Consider the following 17,506-nt stretch of genomic DNA (forward strand, 5'->3'; position numbering starts at 1 on the left):
GGCTCTTTACCACAGCAGCTTGAGGCGGTTTGAAGCCTGCTCCTGCAAGCCGGCTTCGAGGGGCCAAACCCTCATCTTCTGTGCAGTTGCGCACATCTCAACTATATCGAGTGTGCTCGTGGCGCACATTCATCGTCGTACCTGTTTAAGGAACATCGAACATTGAACGTCCAACATCGTGAACGGGAAAAGATGAAGGAACAGACTTATGATCTGGGAAAAAGGCTGCTAATTATTGCGGAAACGGGATATCAGTATACTTCAGCCTAAATGGCTAACATAGCAAGTATCAAAACGGCTGAAAAAACAGAAATAGCCGTTGAATGTGTAAATATCCGGTGAACCCGTTATATCCTGCCTTGAAGCGGTTACCTTTTTCCGGGTTTCAAAGCTCACTCATCGCGGACCGGAGAGGCACAGTGCAATCCGGCCCGCGATCGAAACCCTGCAAAAGGCAAACCGCTCCTGCGGCAGGACACGGATGGCAACTTCCACAGTGGACCACGGGTTCACCGGATATTTACTTGAATGTTCGGTATTGGATATTTGTTTTTCATTCGACGCTCGACGTTCATTTTTTAATATAATCCATGAACGTTTACAAAACAACTCAGCGCTTATGGGTGTTTGGGCCGGCCCAATAATTAATGGACTAGCCAGAAAATATCGCCCCCCAACCGGCCTCTATGTTCTCTCTCTCGTCTTTTAGGTAAAGCGCCGCCTTTTTCACGGTATCCTGGCTGAGCCCCAAGCTCCTGGGTATGAGCACCTTGTCCGGCTCTCCCTCAAGGTGCCAGCCGAACTTCATTTTCTGGCAGATCTCGTCAGCCAGAAAAACAACTGATGAGGCCAAGGTATTTGGGCCGGCGCTGTTGGGATAGTGGTGGTAGCGGATAACATCCGTCAGCATTTCACTCAAATTCCATCTCTCGGCCAGATATGCTCCTACCTCTGAATGGGTAAGTCCGTACTTCTCCTCTGCACCGGAAAGGGACAGCCCTTCCTGTCGTCTCAATTTCAAAATCTCTCTCAATTCAGACGGAAAGTACATACAGAGTAAAAAACGTCCCAAGTCATGGACCATGCCCGCTGTAAATAACTCATCCGTCTCCAGACCGGGAATATCCTCTGCCAGTATCTTGGAGACCTTGGCTACACCTATGGAGTGAAGCCATATGCCCTTGGCGTCAAATTCTTCAAAACCCAGATCATGGGAAAACACCCCGGTAAGTGAAAGCCCTATCGCTATATTTCGCACTTCCTCAAAACCCAAAATGACTACGGCCCTGGCAATGCTGCTGACCTCTCGCCTCATGCCATAATACGGCGAATTCGCTATGTGCAGCATCTTTGCCGTCAGAACGGGATCGTCTCTGATTATTTTTTCCATCGTCCGGGCCGAGGAGGAGATGCTGTCAAGGCCTTCCAGCACACTGTTTAAAGTATGAGGCATGGAGGGAAGATCATGAATATTGTCTAAACGTTGTATGATTGACATAATATCCTTAGTTTCGCATTTATATCAAATGTAAATATTCGGTGAACCCGTGGTCCACTGTGGAAGTTGCCATCCGTACCCTGCCGCAGGAGCGGTTTGCCTTTTGCAGGGTTTCGATCGCGGGCCGGATTGCACTGCCTCTCCGGTCTGCGATGAGTGAGCTTTGAAACCCGGAAAAAGGTGACCGCTCCAAGGCAGGATATAACGGGTTCACCGGATATTTACTATCAAATTTATTATCGTCCAAAGGCTTCAATGACTTAAAACAACTTTTGCATTTTTTAATGTCTCCTTCATTGCCGCATGCGCTTGTGATTTTATTGCTTCACCGTTAGAATCCAAATACAATCCGTAAATAACGGCATCCTTCACGACAAGTCAAAAATAGTTTACGCTTTAGAGAGGAACGGAAACGGAGCCGCAGATATGACCATGACCGAATTTCGTCCATCACCTGACTTTATCCGCAATATCATCGCGGAGGACTTGAAAGCAAACAGGAATGAGGGCCGGGTTGTGACCCGGTTTCCGCCGGAGCCGAACGGCTATCTTCATATCGGACACGCCAAGTCCATCTGCCTCAATTTTGGAATCGCTGCGGAAAACAAGGACGGCGTCTGCCACCTGCGTTTTGATGACACAGATCCCGGCAAGGAAGACATTGAATATATTGAGTCGATCAAAAGAGACGTCAAGTGGCTCGGTTTCGACTGGGGTGAACATCTCTACTATGCGTCCGACTACTTTGACCGGTTGTACGAGTATGCAATTCAGTTAATAAAAAAGGGGAAGGCCTATGTCTGCAGCCTGAGCCCGGAGGAAGTCAAAGAATACCGCGGCACATTGACAGAGCCCGGCAGGGACAGCCCGTATCGCTCACGCTCCGTAGAGGAGAACCTGGACCTGTTTGAGCGTATGCGTGCAGGAGAATTCGAAGACGGGTCCCACATACTCCGGGCAAAGATTGATATGGCGTCTCCGAATCTGAATATGCGGGATCCGGCCATTTATCGTATTAAGCGGATGCCGCATCACAGGACAGGCGACAAGTGGTGCATTTATCCCATGTATGACTACGCTCACTGCCTTTCTGACTCCATCGAAGGGATCACGCATTCCATCTGTACGCTGGAATTTGAGGATCACCGTCCCTTGTACGACTGGGTGCTCGACCAACTGGAAGTCGAATGTCATCCCAGGCAGATCGAGTTTGCCCGCCTCAATCTCAGCCATACCATCATGAGCAAGCGAAAGCTCCTGAAACTGGTGGAGTCGGGTGTTGTCACCGGATGGGATGATCCGCGGATGCCCACGATATCCGGTCTGCGGAGACGCGGATACACACCGAAATCGATCCGTGACTTCTGCGAGCGTATCGGGGTGTCCAAAAGGAACAGCATGGTCGACGTATCGCTGCTCGAACACTGTGTGCGCCAGGATCTGAATCAACGGGCACCGCGTGTCATGGGGGTGTTGCGTCCGCTCAAGGTGGTCATAGAAAACTACCCGGAAGGCCGGGTGGAAGAACTGGAGGCCGTCAACAACCCTGAAGATCCCGGAATGGGCTGCAGGAAAGTCCCTTTTTCAAGAGTGCTGTATATTGAACAGGAGGATTTTCGTGAAGATCCGCCGAAAAAATACTTTCGCCTGGCCCCTGGCCGTGAAGTGCGGCTGAGATATGCATATTTTATAAAATGCGTGGGAGTGGTCAGGGATGAACAGACCGGCGAAATAACGGAGTTGCGCTGTACCTATGATCCCGGGACCCGGGGCGGCGGAGCTCCGGATGGACGCAAGGTCAGGGCAACACTGCACTGGGTTTCGGCTGCCCATTCGCTCCGGGCTGAAGTGCGTCTGTACGATCATCTCTTCCTGAAGGCAAACCCCGATGAAGTGGAGGATGGCGCTGATTTCAGATCCAATTTGAATCCGAATTCCCTGGAGATATTGACGCCGTGCCTTGTGGAACCGAGCTTGGCGAATGCTGTGCCCGGGAGTCGTTACCAGTTCGAGAGACAGGGCTATTTCTGCGTGGACACCAAAGACTCTTCCGATAAATTACTGGTGTTTAATCGCACGGTGACGCTGCGTGACCCATGGGCCAAGATCGAAAAGGCCCTGAAAAAACAATCCGCGACAGGCAAAAAACAACCGGGTTAAGGATGCCACACAACATGCAATCCAGGAACTGCGATAAGACCAAAGACAACGTGCGCGTACGATTTGCCCCGAGCCCCACCGGGTATCTCCATATCGGCGGGGCCCGCACTGCTATATACAACTGGCTCTTTGCCAGAAAACACAAGGGTGTTCTCATATTGAGAATCGAGGACACGGACTTCGAACGCTCTACAACCGATTCCATACAGGGGATCATTGACGGACTCAACTGGCTGGGGATTGATTGGGACGAGGGCCCGTATTTCCAGTCGGAATACGTTGAGGAACATAAGGAAGTTGCCAGGCGGCTGGTCGAGACGGGTCATGCCTACAAGTGTTTCTGCACCAGGGAAGAGCTCGATGTAAAGAGGAAGGCCGCCTTGGCGGCCAAGAAACCGGTTCAATACGACAGGACCTGCAGGAGACTCACCCCGGAGGCGGTAGCTGCTAAAGAGGCTCTGGGACTCCCGTATGTCATTCGCTTCAAAGTGCCTGAACAACAAGGATCGGTATATTTCGATGACGCGGTCTACGGACCGATTGAAAAGCAGTACCATGATATCGAAGACTTTGTCATAATGCGATCCGACGGCTCTCCGCTCTATCTCCTCTCAAACGCCGTGGACGACATCCGGGACAGAATAACCCATGTAATCCGTGGACAGGACGGCCTTGCCAATACTCCCAGGCAGATACTTATCTATGAGGCCCTTGGGGCAAGATGTCCGGTGTTCGCCCACATGCCTCTTACCCTGGACCTCAAGAAGCGAAAGATATCCAAGCGCACCCACGGCGAACTGGTATCAGTGCAGTTTTACAGGGATCACGGATTTCTGCCCTGGGCACTTGTGAACTACCTTGTGCTTCTCGGCTGGCACACATCTGACGACCGCGAAATATTCAGCAGGGAGGAGCTGATAGACGCCTTTTCGCTTGAGGGTATAAACCGGGCGAATTCCATATTCAATTATACACCGGGAGATCCAAAATTTTTCACAGATCCCAAGGCCCTTTCCATAAATTCCCATTTCCTGAGGACATTGCCCATAGAAGAGATCGCCGAATCGGTAAAGGGGGAATTCATCACGGCAGGCATCTGGGATCCTGCATATGATGGCGAAAAGAGGTGGTGGTTCCTTTCCACTCTGGATCTTATCAGGAGCCGTTTTCATACCCTTAAGGACTTTGCAGACCTGGGAAGGGCGTACTTCTCGGAGGATTTTCCTGTTGACCCCAAGGCCTGCAGGAAAAATCTGCTCAAACATAAAGAGCTCAAAGAATGGCTGCCGCAGCTTGCGGATCGCCTGGAAGGGCTTCGGTTATGGACGCCTGAAAGCACTGAAAAGGCTGTAAGGTCCTTTGCAGAAGAGCTTGATGCAAAGCCGGGTATCATTATCAACGCCATTCGCACAGTGGTCACCGGCCAGTTGGCGGGTCCGGGCATCTTTGATGTGCTTTTGGCCATCGGAAAGGATCGGGTGGTCAAGAGGCTTCGCGGGGTGCCTGAACTGTTCAGGGAAGCTCGGGGCAGGATATAACGGGTTCACCGAATATTTACTTTTTTTAACGTCAGGATAACTCCCTTCCCTTCAAACCTTGCCGAAAGGGGTGTAAAGCTGATATCATAGGTTATATCTGATAATTGGTAGTTCTCGAGTATCCGCGGTGTCTTATTCTCAAGCACGGCGAGCACATCTTCCTGTACTTTGTCTGCGAAGTAATCATCGAGATTCCTGCCCAGCTCAATGCTCTTGCCATTGGCCGATAGAGATTCCGCCTCGTGATTAATCAGCGCGATCATCCCCTCGGCGCTGACACCGATGATCGGCATGGGCAGGTCCTGCAGGACAGCGCGGGCCAGCTTCAGGGCATGGTTCTGAATCCTCAGCTCTTCGGTCCTTTCCTGAATCAGCTTCTCCAGATTCTCGTTCAGTTTCTTTAATTCCCGGTTTTGTTCCAGGATCTTTTGATTAAGGAACCTGTTGGACTGAATGAGGTCACAGTGTTCCAGGGCCTGCCGTATATCCAATATCAGATTCTGGTCATTCCATGGTTTAAGGAGGAACTTGTAGATATGGCCCCTGTTGATAGAGTCCATAATGGCATCGACTTCGGTGTAGCCACTGAGGATGGCACGAATTATATCAGGATACTCTTCCTTTACCCTGGCCAAAAACTCGGTGCCACTCATTCCGGGCATCCTTTGGTCAGAGATCACCAGATTGACGGCATTCTCTTTAAGGATTTCGAGACCCTGTTCACCGCTTGAGGCCGTCAGGAGGCGGTAATCCTCCTTTCGAAGCAATCGCTTTAAGGATCTCAAGATGTTCACCTCGTCATCCACGCACAGGACTGTATGTCTGTAATCTTTCATTTTCACTCACAAAACCCGCTGTCACTATTCCTCTTCAAGCAACAATTCGCAGGCCGATTCGATTTCGGTTGCAACTGATGGAAACCAGTCTGATACGGTTTCAAGCTGAGGTCTCATAATCTCTGCGGCTTTGGGATAGGTATTTGTAAAATCGCAGGCATTCCCCGGATCAGCCTTGCGGGTATTTACAATAATGTCTGCTACATGCACGATCATCAGTTGATCAAGATTAGAGGCGCCTTCTCTGGGTGTATGATGATACCTGATTGTATCGATCAGGTCGGGTGGAAGCCGCCACTTGGCAGCTAAATGACCTCCGATTTGTGCATGGTTGAGAGGCAACAGGTTTCTTTCCGCCTCATAAAAGGACAGGCCATCATCCCGGACTGATGCCCAGACCTGACCGAAGGGCTCCTTGAAATACTCGGAGAGAATCACCTTGCCGATATCATGGAGCAGGCCGGCAATGAAACAGTCATCAGGATTGTCAAGACGGGTTTGTACGGCAAGATACCTGCTGGCCACGGCCACACCAACCGAATGCCTCCAGAAGTCTTTGATGTCGAACCCTTCAAAGCTGTCTTTCCCTGAAAAGGCCTTTATGACTGACACTGAAATGACGACGTTTCGGACCGTGTTGAGACCTAATACAACCAAGGCCTGGTGAACGCTCTCAACCTTGGATTGAAGTCCGTAAAAGGCCGAGTTGACCAACCTTAATATCCTGGAGACAATGGCCTGGTCTTTCTCTATGGTTCCGGTCAGTTCAGTGATGGATATATCGTAGTCCTGGAGTAGCTTGTTTACCTTGATTGCCACTACAGGCAGGGTCGGAATATCCAGGACACGATCGAGCTTTTGGTAAAATTTCTTTGAATCCATAATTTCATAGCTGTTTACGGTTAACTATCATCATACCTCTTTTTGCACCGGTATCCGGATCGTAAAGGTGGTCCCTTTGCCCACAGTGCTCTCCACATCAATGGTACCGTTGTGCTTTTTAATGATGTTATAGGCCACGTTCAGACCCAAACCCGTTCCCTTGCCCACCTCCTTGGTGGTAAAAAACGGGTCAAATATCATGGAGAGTTTTTCCTCAGGAATCCCCATCCCCGTGTCACTTATTTTGATCTCCGCATACCCATTAACAGGCCGGGTCACGATCCTGATCTCCCCTTCCTTTTCTATGGCCTGGGCCGCATTTACCAAAAGATTCATGAAGACCTGATTCAGTTGCTGCGGATAACACTTCACCTGGGGCAGGTCTCCGTATTCCTTGACGACCTTGGCCTTGTACTTCAGCTCGTTCCAGACGACATTCAGGGTTGATTCCATGTTTTTATTGATATCTGCATACTTGGGCTTGCCTTCCCCTGGATGGGCAAAGTTCTTCAGGTCAAGGACGATCTTTTTGATTCGTTCAGTCCCCTCCCTGGATTCTTTAACGAGGTCTGAGATATCATTCAGGACAAAATCTATGTCAGCTTCAGCCTCAAGCTCGGCAATACGCTCGAGTTGCTCTGAGATGGAGACCGGGTATTCCGCTGTTGCCATGGTCTCTTTAAGGTCTGTGGTCAGTCTTCTGTATTGTTCTATGAGCATAACGATATCATCCTGATAGTCCGACAGTGTCTTCAGGTTGCTGCTCACGAATCCGGTAGGGTTATTGATCTCGTGGGCCACGCCTGCAGCCAGTTGTCCGATGGAGGCCATCTTTTCAGACTGTAAAAGCTGGCCAAGGATCTGCCTGCTTTCCGTGATGTCCCTTATGTCTTCGATAATGCCAACCAGTTTACCATCAGGTCCGCCAAAGGGAGTTGCTATCACACTGTAAAAGGTTTTGCCGCCGTCTTTGCAATCTTTTTCTATCTCACATTCAATACGCTGTTCACCGTTGAGAATTCGGACCAATGGACAGTCAGAACTATGACATAAGGGGGTGGAAAACACCCCATAGCACTTTTTGCCCATTGATTCATCTACGCTTATGCCTGATAAAGCGGAAAAAGTCTCATTGATCCTGAGTATGTTAAAATCTTTATCAATTATGCGCATACCGTCGGCTGCGGCGTTGAATATCTGATTGAGTTCTGAGTTGGCAAATCTGATTTCCTTTTCTATTTTTTTACGTTCAGAGATGTCTCTTGCTATCCCTATTGCATTCCATCTGTTTTTCAACTTTATGGATGAAATGGAAAGTGATATCGGAAACTCGGTCCCATCCTTTCTGATAGCCGTTACCTCAACTCTTTTCCCAACGACAGGACCCTGTCCGGTTTCCTTAAATCTGCCAAATCCCCTTCTAAAAGCTTCCTGATCTTTCTTTGAGACACAAAATTCATGCAAATTCTTGCCAATTACCTGTTCCGGCCTATAGCCAAATGTCCTTTCAGCGGCCTTATTCCAATAGGAGACTTTTCCTTCGTCATTCAACATAATAATAGCATCTTGGGCTAATTCACTTATCTTTAAAAGATTTTCTTTTTTTCTTGCAATGCCTTTCTGCCCTCAATACAATTACTGATTTTCTGCCTTAACTCTTTGTTGGCCTCAATAAGTTCTTTGATATATACCTTGGCATCATCTTTGATTTCTTTGTCTTTATTCATGAAGTCATCCATCACCTTTGCCTCGTAACTTTGAATCACTTGTTCGCAATTTTTCCATCCGGAAATGCAATGACCGTCTGTCTTTTCGGCATTTTGGGGATGGAAGTTTAAGGGAGCAGGGAATAGACACCGTTTCAGGAACCTGTTGTCCCAGAAAAATTGTGCTTAATCCCAAATTATGCACTTCAAACACCGAACAATAAGGAACAAATAGAAAAATCAGTAAGTTATGGTGTATTGTCCAGTTTGGAATGTTCACCCAAAAGGTGCATTCCACCGGAGTTAAAAATTGTTCGGTATTTGAAGCCACAAGGAGCAGCCAATTTTACCAAATCTGCTTTGTTGTCAGGCACTTGAAGTACAAAAGTACGTCTGCGTGCCTTCCGCCTCGCATCTTTGGCAAACTTGGCTGCTGCATAATTCGGGTTAATAAAACGGCATCTTTTGCCGATAAGAAGCAACAAAGATGTTACCTGTTCCATTTACTGTTTTGCGGAGGCATGGCAAGCATGTTGAAAAAATACAAACATACCATTCTCTTTGTAGACGACGAGAAAAATGTCTTACGCTCACTGGAGCGTCTCTTCAGAAAAGAGGGTTATGATATTTTGACTGCCAGCAGTGGGGAGGAAGGTCTGAGAAAATTGGACGGGAGACAAATTTCGGTCATTGTATCTGACCAAAGGATGCCGGGGATGACCGGCTCGGAATTCTTGAGGAGGTCCAAAAAGCTGTCTCCGGATACCATCCGGATTATGCTCACCGGCTATGCTGATATAAACGCGACCATGGATGCCATTAACAAAGGAGAGGTCTATCGATTCATAACCAAGCCATGGAATGACGAAGAGATAAAACTTATTATCAGAGATGTCCTTAAATATTATGAGCTAACTAATGAAAATAAGAGGCTTTTTAAATTAACCCGGAAACAGAACGCCGAACTGCTCGATTTAAATCAAAATCTTGAAAAAAAGGTAGAGGAAAGGACCCGGGAGGTACGGCTTAAAAATAAGAAATTGGAGGAACTGTACAAGGTAGTCAAGGGTAACCTCTTTGATTCCATACGGGTGTTCGGGCAACTGATGGAAATGTACGACCCCGACCTGGGCGGGCACTGCAAGAGGGTGGCCGCCCTCTCTAAGACCGTAGCCCAGCGCCGGGGCCTGGATGAAAAAGACTGCGAGCTTATAGAAATCGCGGCGATATTGCATGACATCGGCCTTATAGGCGTACCTCGTGAAATTCTGAGAAAAAAAGAGAAAGAGTTAACCCTTTTCGAGGCATCCATCTACCGGCAACATCCTGTGCTGGGTTACCTGGCCTTTAATTCCATTAAAAGTCTGCGGCAGGCGAGTATCCTGATCAGGTCCCATCACGAAAATTTTGACGGATCAGGATATCCGGACGGACTGAAGAATACGGGTATTCACGTGGGGGCACGGATCATTCATATAGCCAGCTCCTATGACGAAATGATTCAAAAATTGGGCCTTTCCCGTGAGGTTGCCCTGAATACCCTTAAAAAGAAAAGCGGCTACGAGTTTGATCCGGAAATCGTATTTCATTTTATGGATGTGTTGCATAATTTCAACCCGGTTGCCGGGACCGAGATGGTTATCCCTATTTCCAAGCTGGAGCCAGGGATGGTCTTATCCAGGAACCTGAAGACGGTCGGTGGCAGGCTGCTCATGGTGGCAAATACTGTCATCCACCAGGCCCATATTGAAAAAATTTACAATTTTAATCAGATAGACCCTATAGATGGAGGAGGGGTATACGTTTACAAATAAGGATTGCCGCAACTGCTGTCATTCAAAAAAATCCGTAAGAATGCCTGGCCTGCGCACCCCGGGCGGAATCATGCCCCGTCTGCACTGAGCAACCGTATAACCCTTTCCAGATCCTGCATAGAACGATAGCGTATCTCCAGTCTGCCGCCCCTTTTGGTCTGCACTATCTTTACCCTGGAACCGAGCCTGCGGGTCAGGTCTTCACAAAGGCTCCTGATGTTAGGATCTTCCTTTCTTACTCTCGTGCCCGGCCCTTTCCCTTCAGCCAATCGACGGGCCAGGACCTCTGCCTTGCGTACGGAAAGCCCTTTTTTTATTATCTCGTCCCTGAGTTCCCTCTGCCTTTCAGGATCTTCCAGCATCAAAAGGGCCCGGGCATGACCCATGCCGAGCCGCCCGTCAAGCAGATCGGTTTGAGCATAGTCAGGTAAATTGAGAAGCCTCAGGAAATTGGCCACGGTGGACCTTTCCCTCCCCACCCTTGAGGCCACCTGGGACTGTGTAAGCCCCATTTCATTGACAAGCCTGCCGTAGGCCATGGCCTCCTCCAGAGGATTCAAATCGTCTCTCTGTATGTTCTCAACCAGTGCCAGTTCGAGAAGCTCGTCCGGGCTCACGTCTTTTATGACAACAGGGACCGCCTTGAGCCCGGCCTTCTGTGCCGCCCTCCACCGCCTTTCGCCGACTATCAGCTCATAGACACCGTCAACCTCCCGGACCACCAGGGGCTGAAGGACCCCTTTCTCCCTGATGGACCCGGCAAGGCCCTCAAGAGAATCATGATCCATGCGCCTTCGCGGCTGATCGGGATTCGGCCTGATCTTCTCTATGGGACAGAGGAAAGACCCTGGACTCTCTAAATCATATATGTCTTCCGGAGAAAGAAGGGCCCCAAGCCCTTTCCCCAATCCCCTTTTGAGCTTCATCACGACCTCCTCTGGCAGCCCAGGAACTCACGGGCAAGGGCCAGGTAGCTTTCTGCCCCCCCTGGATCTCGGTTCGTATGAAAATATCGGCTTTCCATGACTCGGACTCTCACCCAGCCTCACGTTTCTTGGGATAGTAGTCTTGTAGACCAACCCCCTGAAATGTGTCCGGATCTCCCGGGCGACCTGAAATGCGAGACGGATACGGTAATCGTACATGGTGAGCAGCAATCCTTCAATATGAAGCCCGGGATTGAAATTGTGTTTTACGAGCCTTATGATCTTTATCAACTGGCTCAGGCCCTCAAGTGCATAATATTCGCATTGCATGGGAATGATCACCGAATTGGAGGCGCTCAGGGCATTCACGGTTATCAGGCCGAGAGAGGGGGGGCAGTCCAGCAATATATAATCAAAGGAACTTAGGGGAGCCAAAAGCTCCTTCAGTACGCCCTCTCTATTCTTGCGTCCTGCCAGATCCACCTCTATTCCTACGAGATCCATGTTTGAAGGAATAATGGAAAGATTGGCAACAGATGTGGGCAGTATCGCTTCGGCCGCACTGACCAGGCCAAGGATGGCGTGATAGAGGTGTTTGTCCAGCCCCTTTTGGCCGATTCCGAGGCCGCTGGTGGCGTTTCCCTGGGCATCGCAGTCTACAAGCAATACAGACTTCCTGAGAATGGAAAGGCCTGCCGCCAGATTGACCGCTGTTGTGGTCTTACCCACGCCGCCTTTCTGGTTGGCTATGCATATTATCTTGGTTTTTCGTAAGGGCGGGCTTGTCATTGTCTCGCGTGAAACATATATTATATTAATTATAATCGATTTCAGGAGTATTAAGCCATAGCAAGAAAAATTTTCGGAAACACTAAAAGCCTGTCACATTCCGAGCGCCGGGACCTTGAGCGCCTCCTGCGCAGAAAAATACCCCCAGACAAGTTGTTAACCCCTGAAATAGCAAGAACTTTAGCCGGGATATCCAGCCATACGGCCAGACAAGTCGGGATCATAGTAAACCGAAAAGGTATAATACGCCACGTCATTCTGGGCGATCATCACGGTATATTGATACCGGACATAAGCTTCTACCGCAGGGGGCTTGGCCGTCTGAAGGGATTGCGGTGTATTCATACACATTTTGGCAAAAATGACGGAATAGATACGGAGGATCTCTCGGATCTTGCCTTGCTGAGACTGGATGCCATGGTAAATATTGAGGTCAAAGACAACCTGCCGGGCCGGGTATGCCTTGCCCACCTCCTGCCGCCAAACCCTGAAAACCGGCACTGGAAAATCCTTACCTTCCGGCATCCCAGCGCCATCGACCTGCCTTTTGGAGATTTTATCCAGGAGCTTGAGACAGAAATGCAGAAATCCCAGGGCGGGCTGTCCCTCGAAGGGGCGGAAGAGCGCGCGATCCTGGTCCACGCAAGTCAACATCCCCGCTTCGAGGCGGAACGATCCCTTGCAGAGCTTGCAGAGCTTGCCCGCTCGTCCAATGTGGAGGTGCTGGAAAGGATATGGCAGCGTGTTCCTCGCTACAACCCCGCACATCTGCTGGGTAAAGGAAAGCTGAGGGATATCCTGATGAAGGGCCTTTACCTGGGGGCAACCATGGTAATCTTTGACCAGGACCTCGGGGCCGTGCAATTAAACAATATCGCCAGGATGGTGGATCTCAAAGTCATAGACCGCACCCAGCTGATCCTGGACATCTTTGCGAGAAGGGCCCAAAGCAAAGAGGGGAAAATCCAGGTGGAATTGGCCCAGCTACGCTACCTTCTTCCAAGGCTCATAGGCCGGGGGACAGCCATGTCAAGGCTTGCCGGCGGCATCGGAGGAAGAGGTCCCGGCGAAACAAAGCTGGAGGAGGACCGCAGGAGGGTAAAACAGCGTATCAGCTCTCTCGAGCGGGAACTAAAGGGCCTGTCCAGGGGAAGAGCGGAGAGAAGAAAGCGCAGGGCCAAGAAAGGCCTCCCGCTGATCTCAATTATTGGTTACACCAATGCGGGGAAATCCACCCTCCTTAATTTACTCACCGGCAGCAAAGTCTTTGCCGAAAACAGGCTCTTTGCAACCCTTGATACAACAACACGACAGATTGACCTCCCCGGGGCAAAAAAGGCGCTGCTGGCAGATACCGTCGGCTTTATCCGGCACATGCCAAATGACCTCCGGGTGGCATTTAAGGCCACCATGGAAGAGTTGGAAGACGCGCATCTTTTCTTACACGTAGTCGATGCAACCAGCCCGTATAAAAAAGAGGAGATAATGGCAGTCGAACAGATCCTGAAAGAAATGGACCTGTTAACCACTCCAAGGATACTGGCCTATAACAAAATAGACCTGCTGGAAGGAGATATCCCTGGCTCCAACCCTGAAGCAGCTTACATCTCTGCAGTGACTGAAGACGGCATCGACAGGCTTCTTGAGATGTTGGCTGAGCGATTGCCCCTGGCTCACACCTTATAATAATCCATATACCAGGCAATGAACCTGGGAATCCCTTCTTCCAGGGTGGTATCCGGCCTGAACCCCACGTCTCTCATCAGGTCATCAATATCCGCATAGGTGGCCGGCACGTCCCCTGGCTGCATGGGCAGCAGATTCTTCCGGGCCTTCTTTCCCAGGCATTCTTCCACTATCTCGATAAAGCGCAGCAACTCCACCGGCTGATTATTCCCGATATTATAGAGCCTGTACGGCGCATAGCTCGAACCCGGATCAGGCGCCTCGCCGGTCCAGCCGGGATCGGCTTCCGCCGGTCTGTCCAGGACCCTTACCACCCCCTCAATAATGTCATCTATGTAAGTAAAGTCCCTGCACATTTTGCCGTAGTTAAACACATCTATGGGACGATCTTTTAATATGGCATCTGTAAACAAAAAGAGGGCCATGTCGGGTCTTCCCCACGGTCCGTAAACAGTAAAAAAACGAAGCCCCGTACAGTGCAGGCCGTACAGGTGGCTGTAGGTATGGGCCATCAGTTCGTTTGCCTTTTTAGTGGCGGCATATATGGAAACCGGATGGTCCACATTGTCATGGACACTGAAGGGCATCCTGGTGTTTGCCCCGTACACAGAGCTGGACGAGGCAAAGACCAGGTGCTTAATGCCATTATGCCTGCAGCCCTCAAGGACATTTATAAAGCCCACCAGGTTTGAGTCCACATAGGAATGAGGGTTTATAAGAGAATAGCGCACACCCGCCTGGGCTGCCAGGTTGACCACTCCATCAAACCCCTCTGCCGCAAAAAGATTCTCCATTGCCTCCCTGTCCGACAGGTCCATGCGCACGGATTTGAAGCCGGTATATGGTGTGAGCATGGAAAGGCGGGCCTCCTTGAGGGCCGGATCATAATAGTCGTTCATGTTGTCAAGGCCCACAACTTCTCTCCCTTCCTCCAGAAGCCGCCTGGAAAGGTGATATCCTATGAATCCGGCCGCTCCGGTAACCAGTATCTTTTTCATTGAATGAAGCGATTCGGCGGACATTCTGTTATTCAACAGTAACGCTCTTTGCCAGGTTGCGGGGCTGATCCACATCACATCCCCTGGCAACAGCTATTTCATAGGCCAATAATTGCAATGGAACGGTATAAAGAAACGGGTTGATGTCAGGATCCTCTGGTCCGGGCACTGATATAACATGCTGTGCGATCCTGGAAATGCCTTCATCGCCTCCTTCTCCAAGGGCTATGACAATGCCGCGCCTTGAGCGCACCTCTTCCATATTACTGAGCACCTTATCATAGACGTGATCACGGGGGGCCAGGGCTACCACCGGCATATTCCTGTCGATCAGGGCAATGGGACCGTGTTTCATCTCCCCGGCTGCGTATCCCTCGGCATGGATGTAAGAAATTTCCTTGAGCTTGAGGGCACCTTCAAGGGCGATGGGAAAATGAATATCCCTGCCAAGATATAAAAAATCCTTGTAGCCGTAAAAGGTGTCCGCCAGCTCCATTGTCTGCTGATGCCACGGAACAAGGCCGTCTTCCAGCAACCCGGGAACACTTATCAAGGCAGATATCTTGTCCCTGATATCTCCTGTGCTGAGACTGTTTCTGGCCTGGCCCAGATAAAGCGCAAGGACATAAAGGGCTGAAAGCTGGCTGGTAAAGGCCTTGGTCGAGGCAACCCCTATCTCCGGGCCTGCATGGGTGTAAATTGTACTGTCCGACTCTCTGGTTATGGTACTGCCGACCACGTTGCAAATAGCTATTACGGGTGAGTCCAGCCCTTTCGCCATACGGAGCCCGGCCAGGGTATCAGCCGTTTCTCCGGACTGGGAAATCGGGACTGTGAGCACGGTCTCATCTAATATGAGATGCCTGTAGCGAAACTCGGAAGCAAGGTCAACTTCTACCGGCAGGCCCGCCCATTTTTCTATCCAGTATTTTGCTACAAGGCCTGCATGCCAGGATGTGCCGCAGGCAAGAAGCACCACCCTCCTGAGGCCCTTTATCAGATCAGGAGAGAGCTCAATTTCGGGCAGGCTTACCTCTCCGGGCTCCGGCATCACGCGACCGCGGAAAGTATTCAGTACACCCTGGGGCTGCTCGTAGATCTCCTTCAGCATGAAATGCTTATATCCGGCCTTTTCTGCCATGGTCGCATCCCAGGAAATGGCCTGAGGAGACTTTACTACAGGCCTGCCGCTATCTATGAGCCTCACCTCGGCACCGTTTCTGGACAGGGTGGCCATCTCCCCGTCGTCCAGAAAGATCACGTTACGCGTATAGGGCAAGAGTGCGGGGATATCCGAGGCCAGGAAACACTCATTGTCCGCAAGCCCCAGGACCATGGGGCTCTGCTTTCGTGCGGCAACCAATATGTCAGGGCTGCCCTGCCACAGCACTCCTATGGCATAGGCGCCCTTGACCTCCATCAGGGCATCCCTGACGGCCTGGACCAGATCTCCATCCAGATACTTTTCAATAAGGTGCGCCAGGACCTCGGTATCTGTCTCCGACCTGAAGATATGACCCTCATTCTGGAGCTGCCGGCGAAGGGAGTAATAGTTTTCAATAATGCCGTTGTGAACGACCACCAGGTTCCCGGTACAGTCTGTGTGAGGATGGGCATTGGCCTCGGTGGGCTCTCCGTGGGTAGCCCAGCGCGTATGGCCCAGCCCGACAGAGCTTGGTACATCACGGATGCCGTCCAGCAACAGGTCCAGCCTGCCCAGCTTGCCCTCGCTCCTGGCACGGTGGACAGACCCCTCAAGGACCCATGCCACCCCGGCTGAATCATAGCCCCTGTACTCCAGCCTTCGAAGGCCGTCTAAGAGTATGGGCAATACGCACCTGTGACCAATATAACCCACTATGCCGCACATAAGTCCTCCTGAGAGGCGTCCAGATTATTTCTTTCGCCCCTTAAGGTAGTCTTCCCACTCCATGGGCAGCAGATATTTCTTTCTGTTATTGCATTCCTTGCAGACCGGCACCAGGTTGTTCTTAATGCTTCGACCCCCTCGAACCAGGGGAACCACATGATCCATCGTGAGACTGGAAGGCCCCACGCGCCTCCCGCAGTAGAAACAGACACCTTGAGCACACTTCTGCTGCCACCATCTGCTGCGCCTTATCTCTCTGGCCCTGGATTTTTCCCTCTTTATATCCTCTTCGGCAACAAATGGCGAAAAAGAAATCATATCTTTATCTTTCATAATCTTTTTCATTAACCGTTACGGGTTCACCGAATATTTACATTCAGATTTTCGGTTGACCCTGAACTCTTATCTTTTTCATAAACAAATAGCAAGTCATCGGTTTTTATTTTATAAAATACTCACTTCCGAATTATACTGTAAAAAGTCCTGAAATATAATTCCGCTTAAAAAGCCCGAGACCTGCCGGCAGGCAGGTGCAAGGTGTGGAAATCAGCTCAAGGCTCAAAGGGCTATCGTAATTAACCACTTTCGGCTTTCAGCTCTTATGCAACGCAGCAGATGGAATATTTTCAAGGACCATATGTAAATATTCTTATGAACCCGTTATATTCTGCCTTGGAGCGGTTACCTTTTTCCGGGTTTCAAAGCTCACTCATCGCAGACCGAAAGAGGCAGTGCAATTTGGCCCGCGACTGAAACCCTGCAAAAGGCAAACCGCTCCTGCGGCAGGGCGCGGATGGCAACCG

15 protein-coding genes are annotated in these 17,506 nt (G+C 50.2%); 4 read left to right on the plus strand and 11 right to left on the minus strand.

Annotated elements, in window-relative coordinates; translation table 11 throughout:
• Positions 1-652: 652 nt before the first annotated feature.
• A complete protein-coding gene (locus tag C4B57_06895) occupies positions 653-1,498 on the minus strand; it encodes a hypothetical protein (GenBank protein PXF54384.1) in 846 nt (281 codons plus the stop codon).
• A 19-nt stretch (positions 1,499-1,517) separates the two neighbouring features.
• On the minus strand, positions 1,518-1,754 hold the full coding sequence (locus C4B57_06900) for a hypothetical protein (protein ID PXF54385.1): 237 nt from the start codon (positions 1,752-1,754) through the stop codon (positions 1,518-1,520).
• A 170-nt stretch (positions 1,755-1,924) separates the two neighbouring features.
• Here C4B57_06900 and C4B57_06905 point away from each other — a divergent pair, with 170 nt between their 5' ends.
• Positions 1,925-3,658, plus strand: a complete 1,734-nt coding sequence (locus C4B57_06905; GenBank protein ID PXF54386.1) for a glutamine--tRNA ligase — start codon at positions 1,925-1,927, stop codon at positions 3,656-3,658.
• 14 nt (positions 3,659-3,672) lie between these two features.
• A complete protein-coding gene (locus C4B57_06910) occupies positions 3,673-5,196 on the plus strand; it encodes a glutamate--tRNA ligase (GenBank protein PXF54387.1) in 1,524 nt (507 codons plus the stop codon).
• A 5-nt stretch (positions 5,197-5,201) separates the two neighbouring features.
• On the opposite strand, the gene C4B57_06915 is transcribed toward C4B57_06910, so the two are convergent.
• Genes C4B57_06915 through C4B57_06930 form a run of 4 tightly spaced genes read right to left on the minus strand, consistent with a single transcriptional unit; the run spans position 5,202 to position 8,680 of the window.
• Entirely contained in the window at positions 5,202-6,032 is an 831-nt protein-coding gene (locus tag C4B57_06915; protein ID PXF54388.1) for a hypothetical protein, read from the minus strand.
• A 24-nt stretch (positions 6,033-6,056) separates the two neighbouring features.
• Complete coding sequence (locus C4B57_06920; protein ID PXF54389.1) at positions 6,057-6,914, minus strand: hydrolase; 858 nt, start codon at positions 6,912-6,914, stop codon at positions 6,057-6,059.
• A 30-nt stretch (positions 6,915-6,944) separates the two neighbouring features.
• Positions 6,945-8,468, minus strand: coding sequence for a hypothetical protein (locus tag C4B57_06925; GenBank protein PXF54390.1), 1,524 nt, complete (start codon positions 8,466-8,468; stop codon positions 6,945-6,947).
• A gap of 32 nt (positions 8,469-8,500) precedes the next feature.
• Positions 8,501-8,680, minus strand: coding sequence for a hypothetical protein (locus C4B57_06930; protein ID PXF54391.1), 180 nt, complete (start codon positions 8,678-8,680; stop codon positions 8,501-8,503).
• Positions 8,681-8,892: 212 nt separating this feature from the next.
• Between C4B57_06930 and C4B57_06935 the strand changes: the two genes are divergently transcribed.
• Positions 8,893-10,434, plus strand: coding sequence for a hypothetical protein (locus C4B57_06935; GenBank protein ID PXF54392.1), 1,542 nt, complete (start codon positions 8,893-8,895; stop codon positions 10,432-10,434).
• Between the two features lie 68 nt (positions 10,435-10,502).
• Here C4B57_06935 and C4B57_06940 read toward each other — a convergent pair whose 3' ends face one another.
• Positions 10,503-11,360 (minus strand): chromosome partitioning protein ParB, encoded by an 858-nt coding sequence (locus C4B57_06940; protein PXF54393.1) that lies wholly within the window; start codon positions 11,358-11,360, stop codon positions 10,503-10,505.
• Positions 11,361-11,387: 27 nt separating this feature from the next.
• The gene (locus C4B57_06945) at positions 11,388-12,149 is read right to left on the minus strand and encodes a hypothetical protein (GenBank protein PXF54394.1); all 762 of its coding nucleotides are present in this window, start codon (positions 12,147-12,149) and stop codon (positions 11,388-11,390) included.
• 153 nt (positions 12,150-12,302) lie between these two features.
• Between C4B57_06945 and hflX the strand changes: the two genes are divergently transcribed.
• The gene (gene hflX / locus C4B57_06950) at positions 12,303-13,835 is read left to right on the plus strand and encodes a GTPase HflX (protein ID PXF54395.1); all 1,533 of its coding nucleotides are present in this window, start codon (positions 12,303-12,305) and stop codon (positions 13,833-13,835) included.
• Here hflX and C4B57_06955 read toward each other — a convergent pair.
• Genes C4B57_06955 through C4B57_06965 form a run of 3 tightly spaced genes read right to left on the minus strand, consistent with a single transcriptional unit; the run spans position 13,823 to position 17,021 of the window.
• Positions 13,823-14,833, minus strand: coding sequence for a capsular biosynthesis protein CpsI (locus C4B57_06955; GenBank protein ID PXF54468.1), 1,011 nt, complete (start codon positions 14,831-14,833; stop codon positions 13,823-13,825). The two genes, hflX and C4B57_06955, sit on opposite strands and share 13 nt — an antisense overlap.
• Before the next feature lie 28 nt (positions 14,834-14,861).
• Positions 14,862-16,703, minus strand: a complete 1,842-nt coding sequence (gene glmS, locus C4B57_06960; GenBank protein ID PXF54396.1) for a glutamine--fructose-6-phosphate transaminase (isomerizing) — start codon at positions 16,701-16,703, stop codon at positions 14,862-14,864.
• Between the two features lie 24 nt (positions 16,704-16,727).
• The gene (locus tag C4B57_06965; protein ID PXF54469.1) at positions 16,728-17,021 is read right to left on the minus strand and encodes an HNH endonuclease; all 294 of its coding nucleotides are present in this window, start codon (positions 17,019-17,021) and stop codon (positions 16,728-16,730) included.
• Positions 17,022-17,506: the final 485 nt, after the last annotated feature.

The organism is Deltaproteobacteria bacterium (genome assembly GCA_003194485.1).
Lineage (GTDB): Bacteria > Desulfobacterota > Dissulfuribacteria > Dissulfuribacterales > UBA3076 > UBA3076.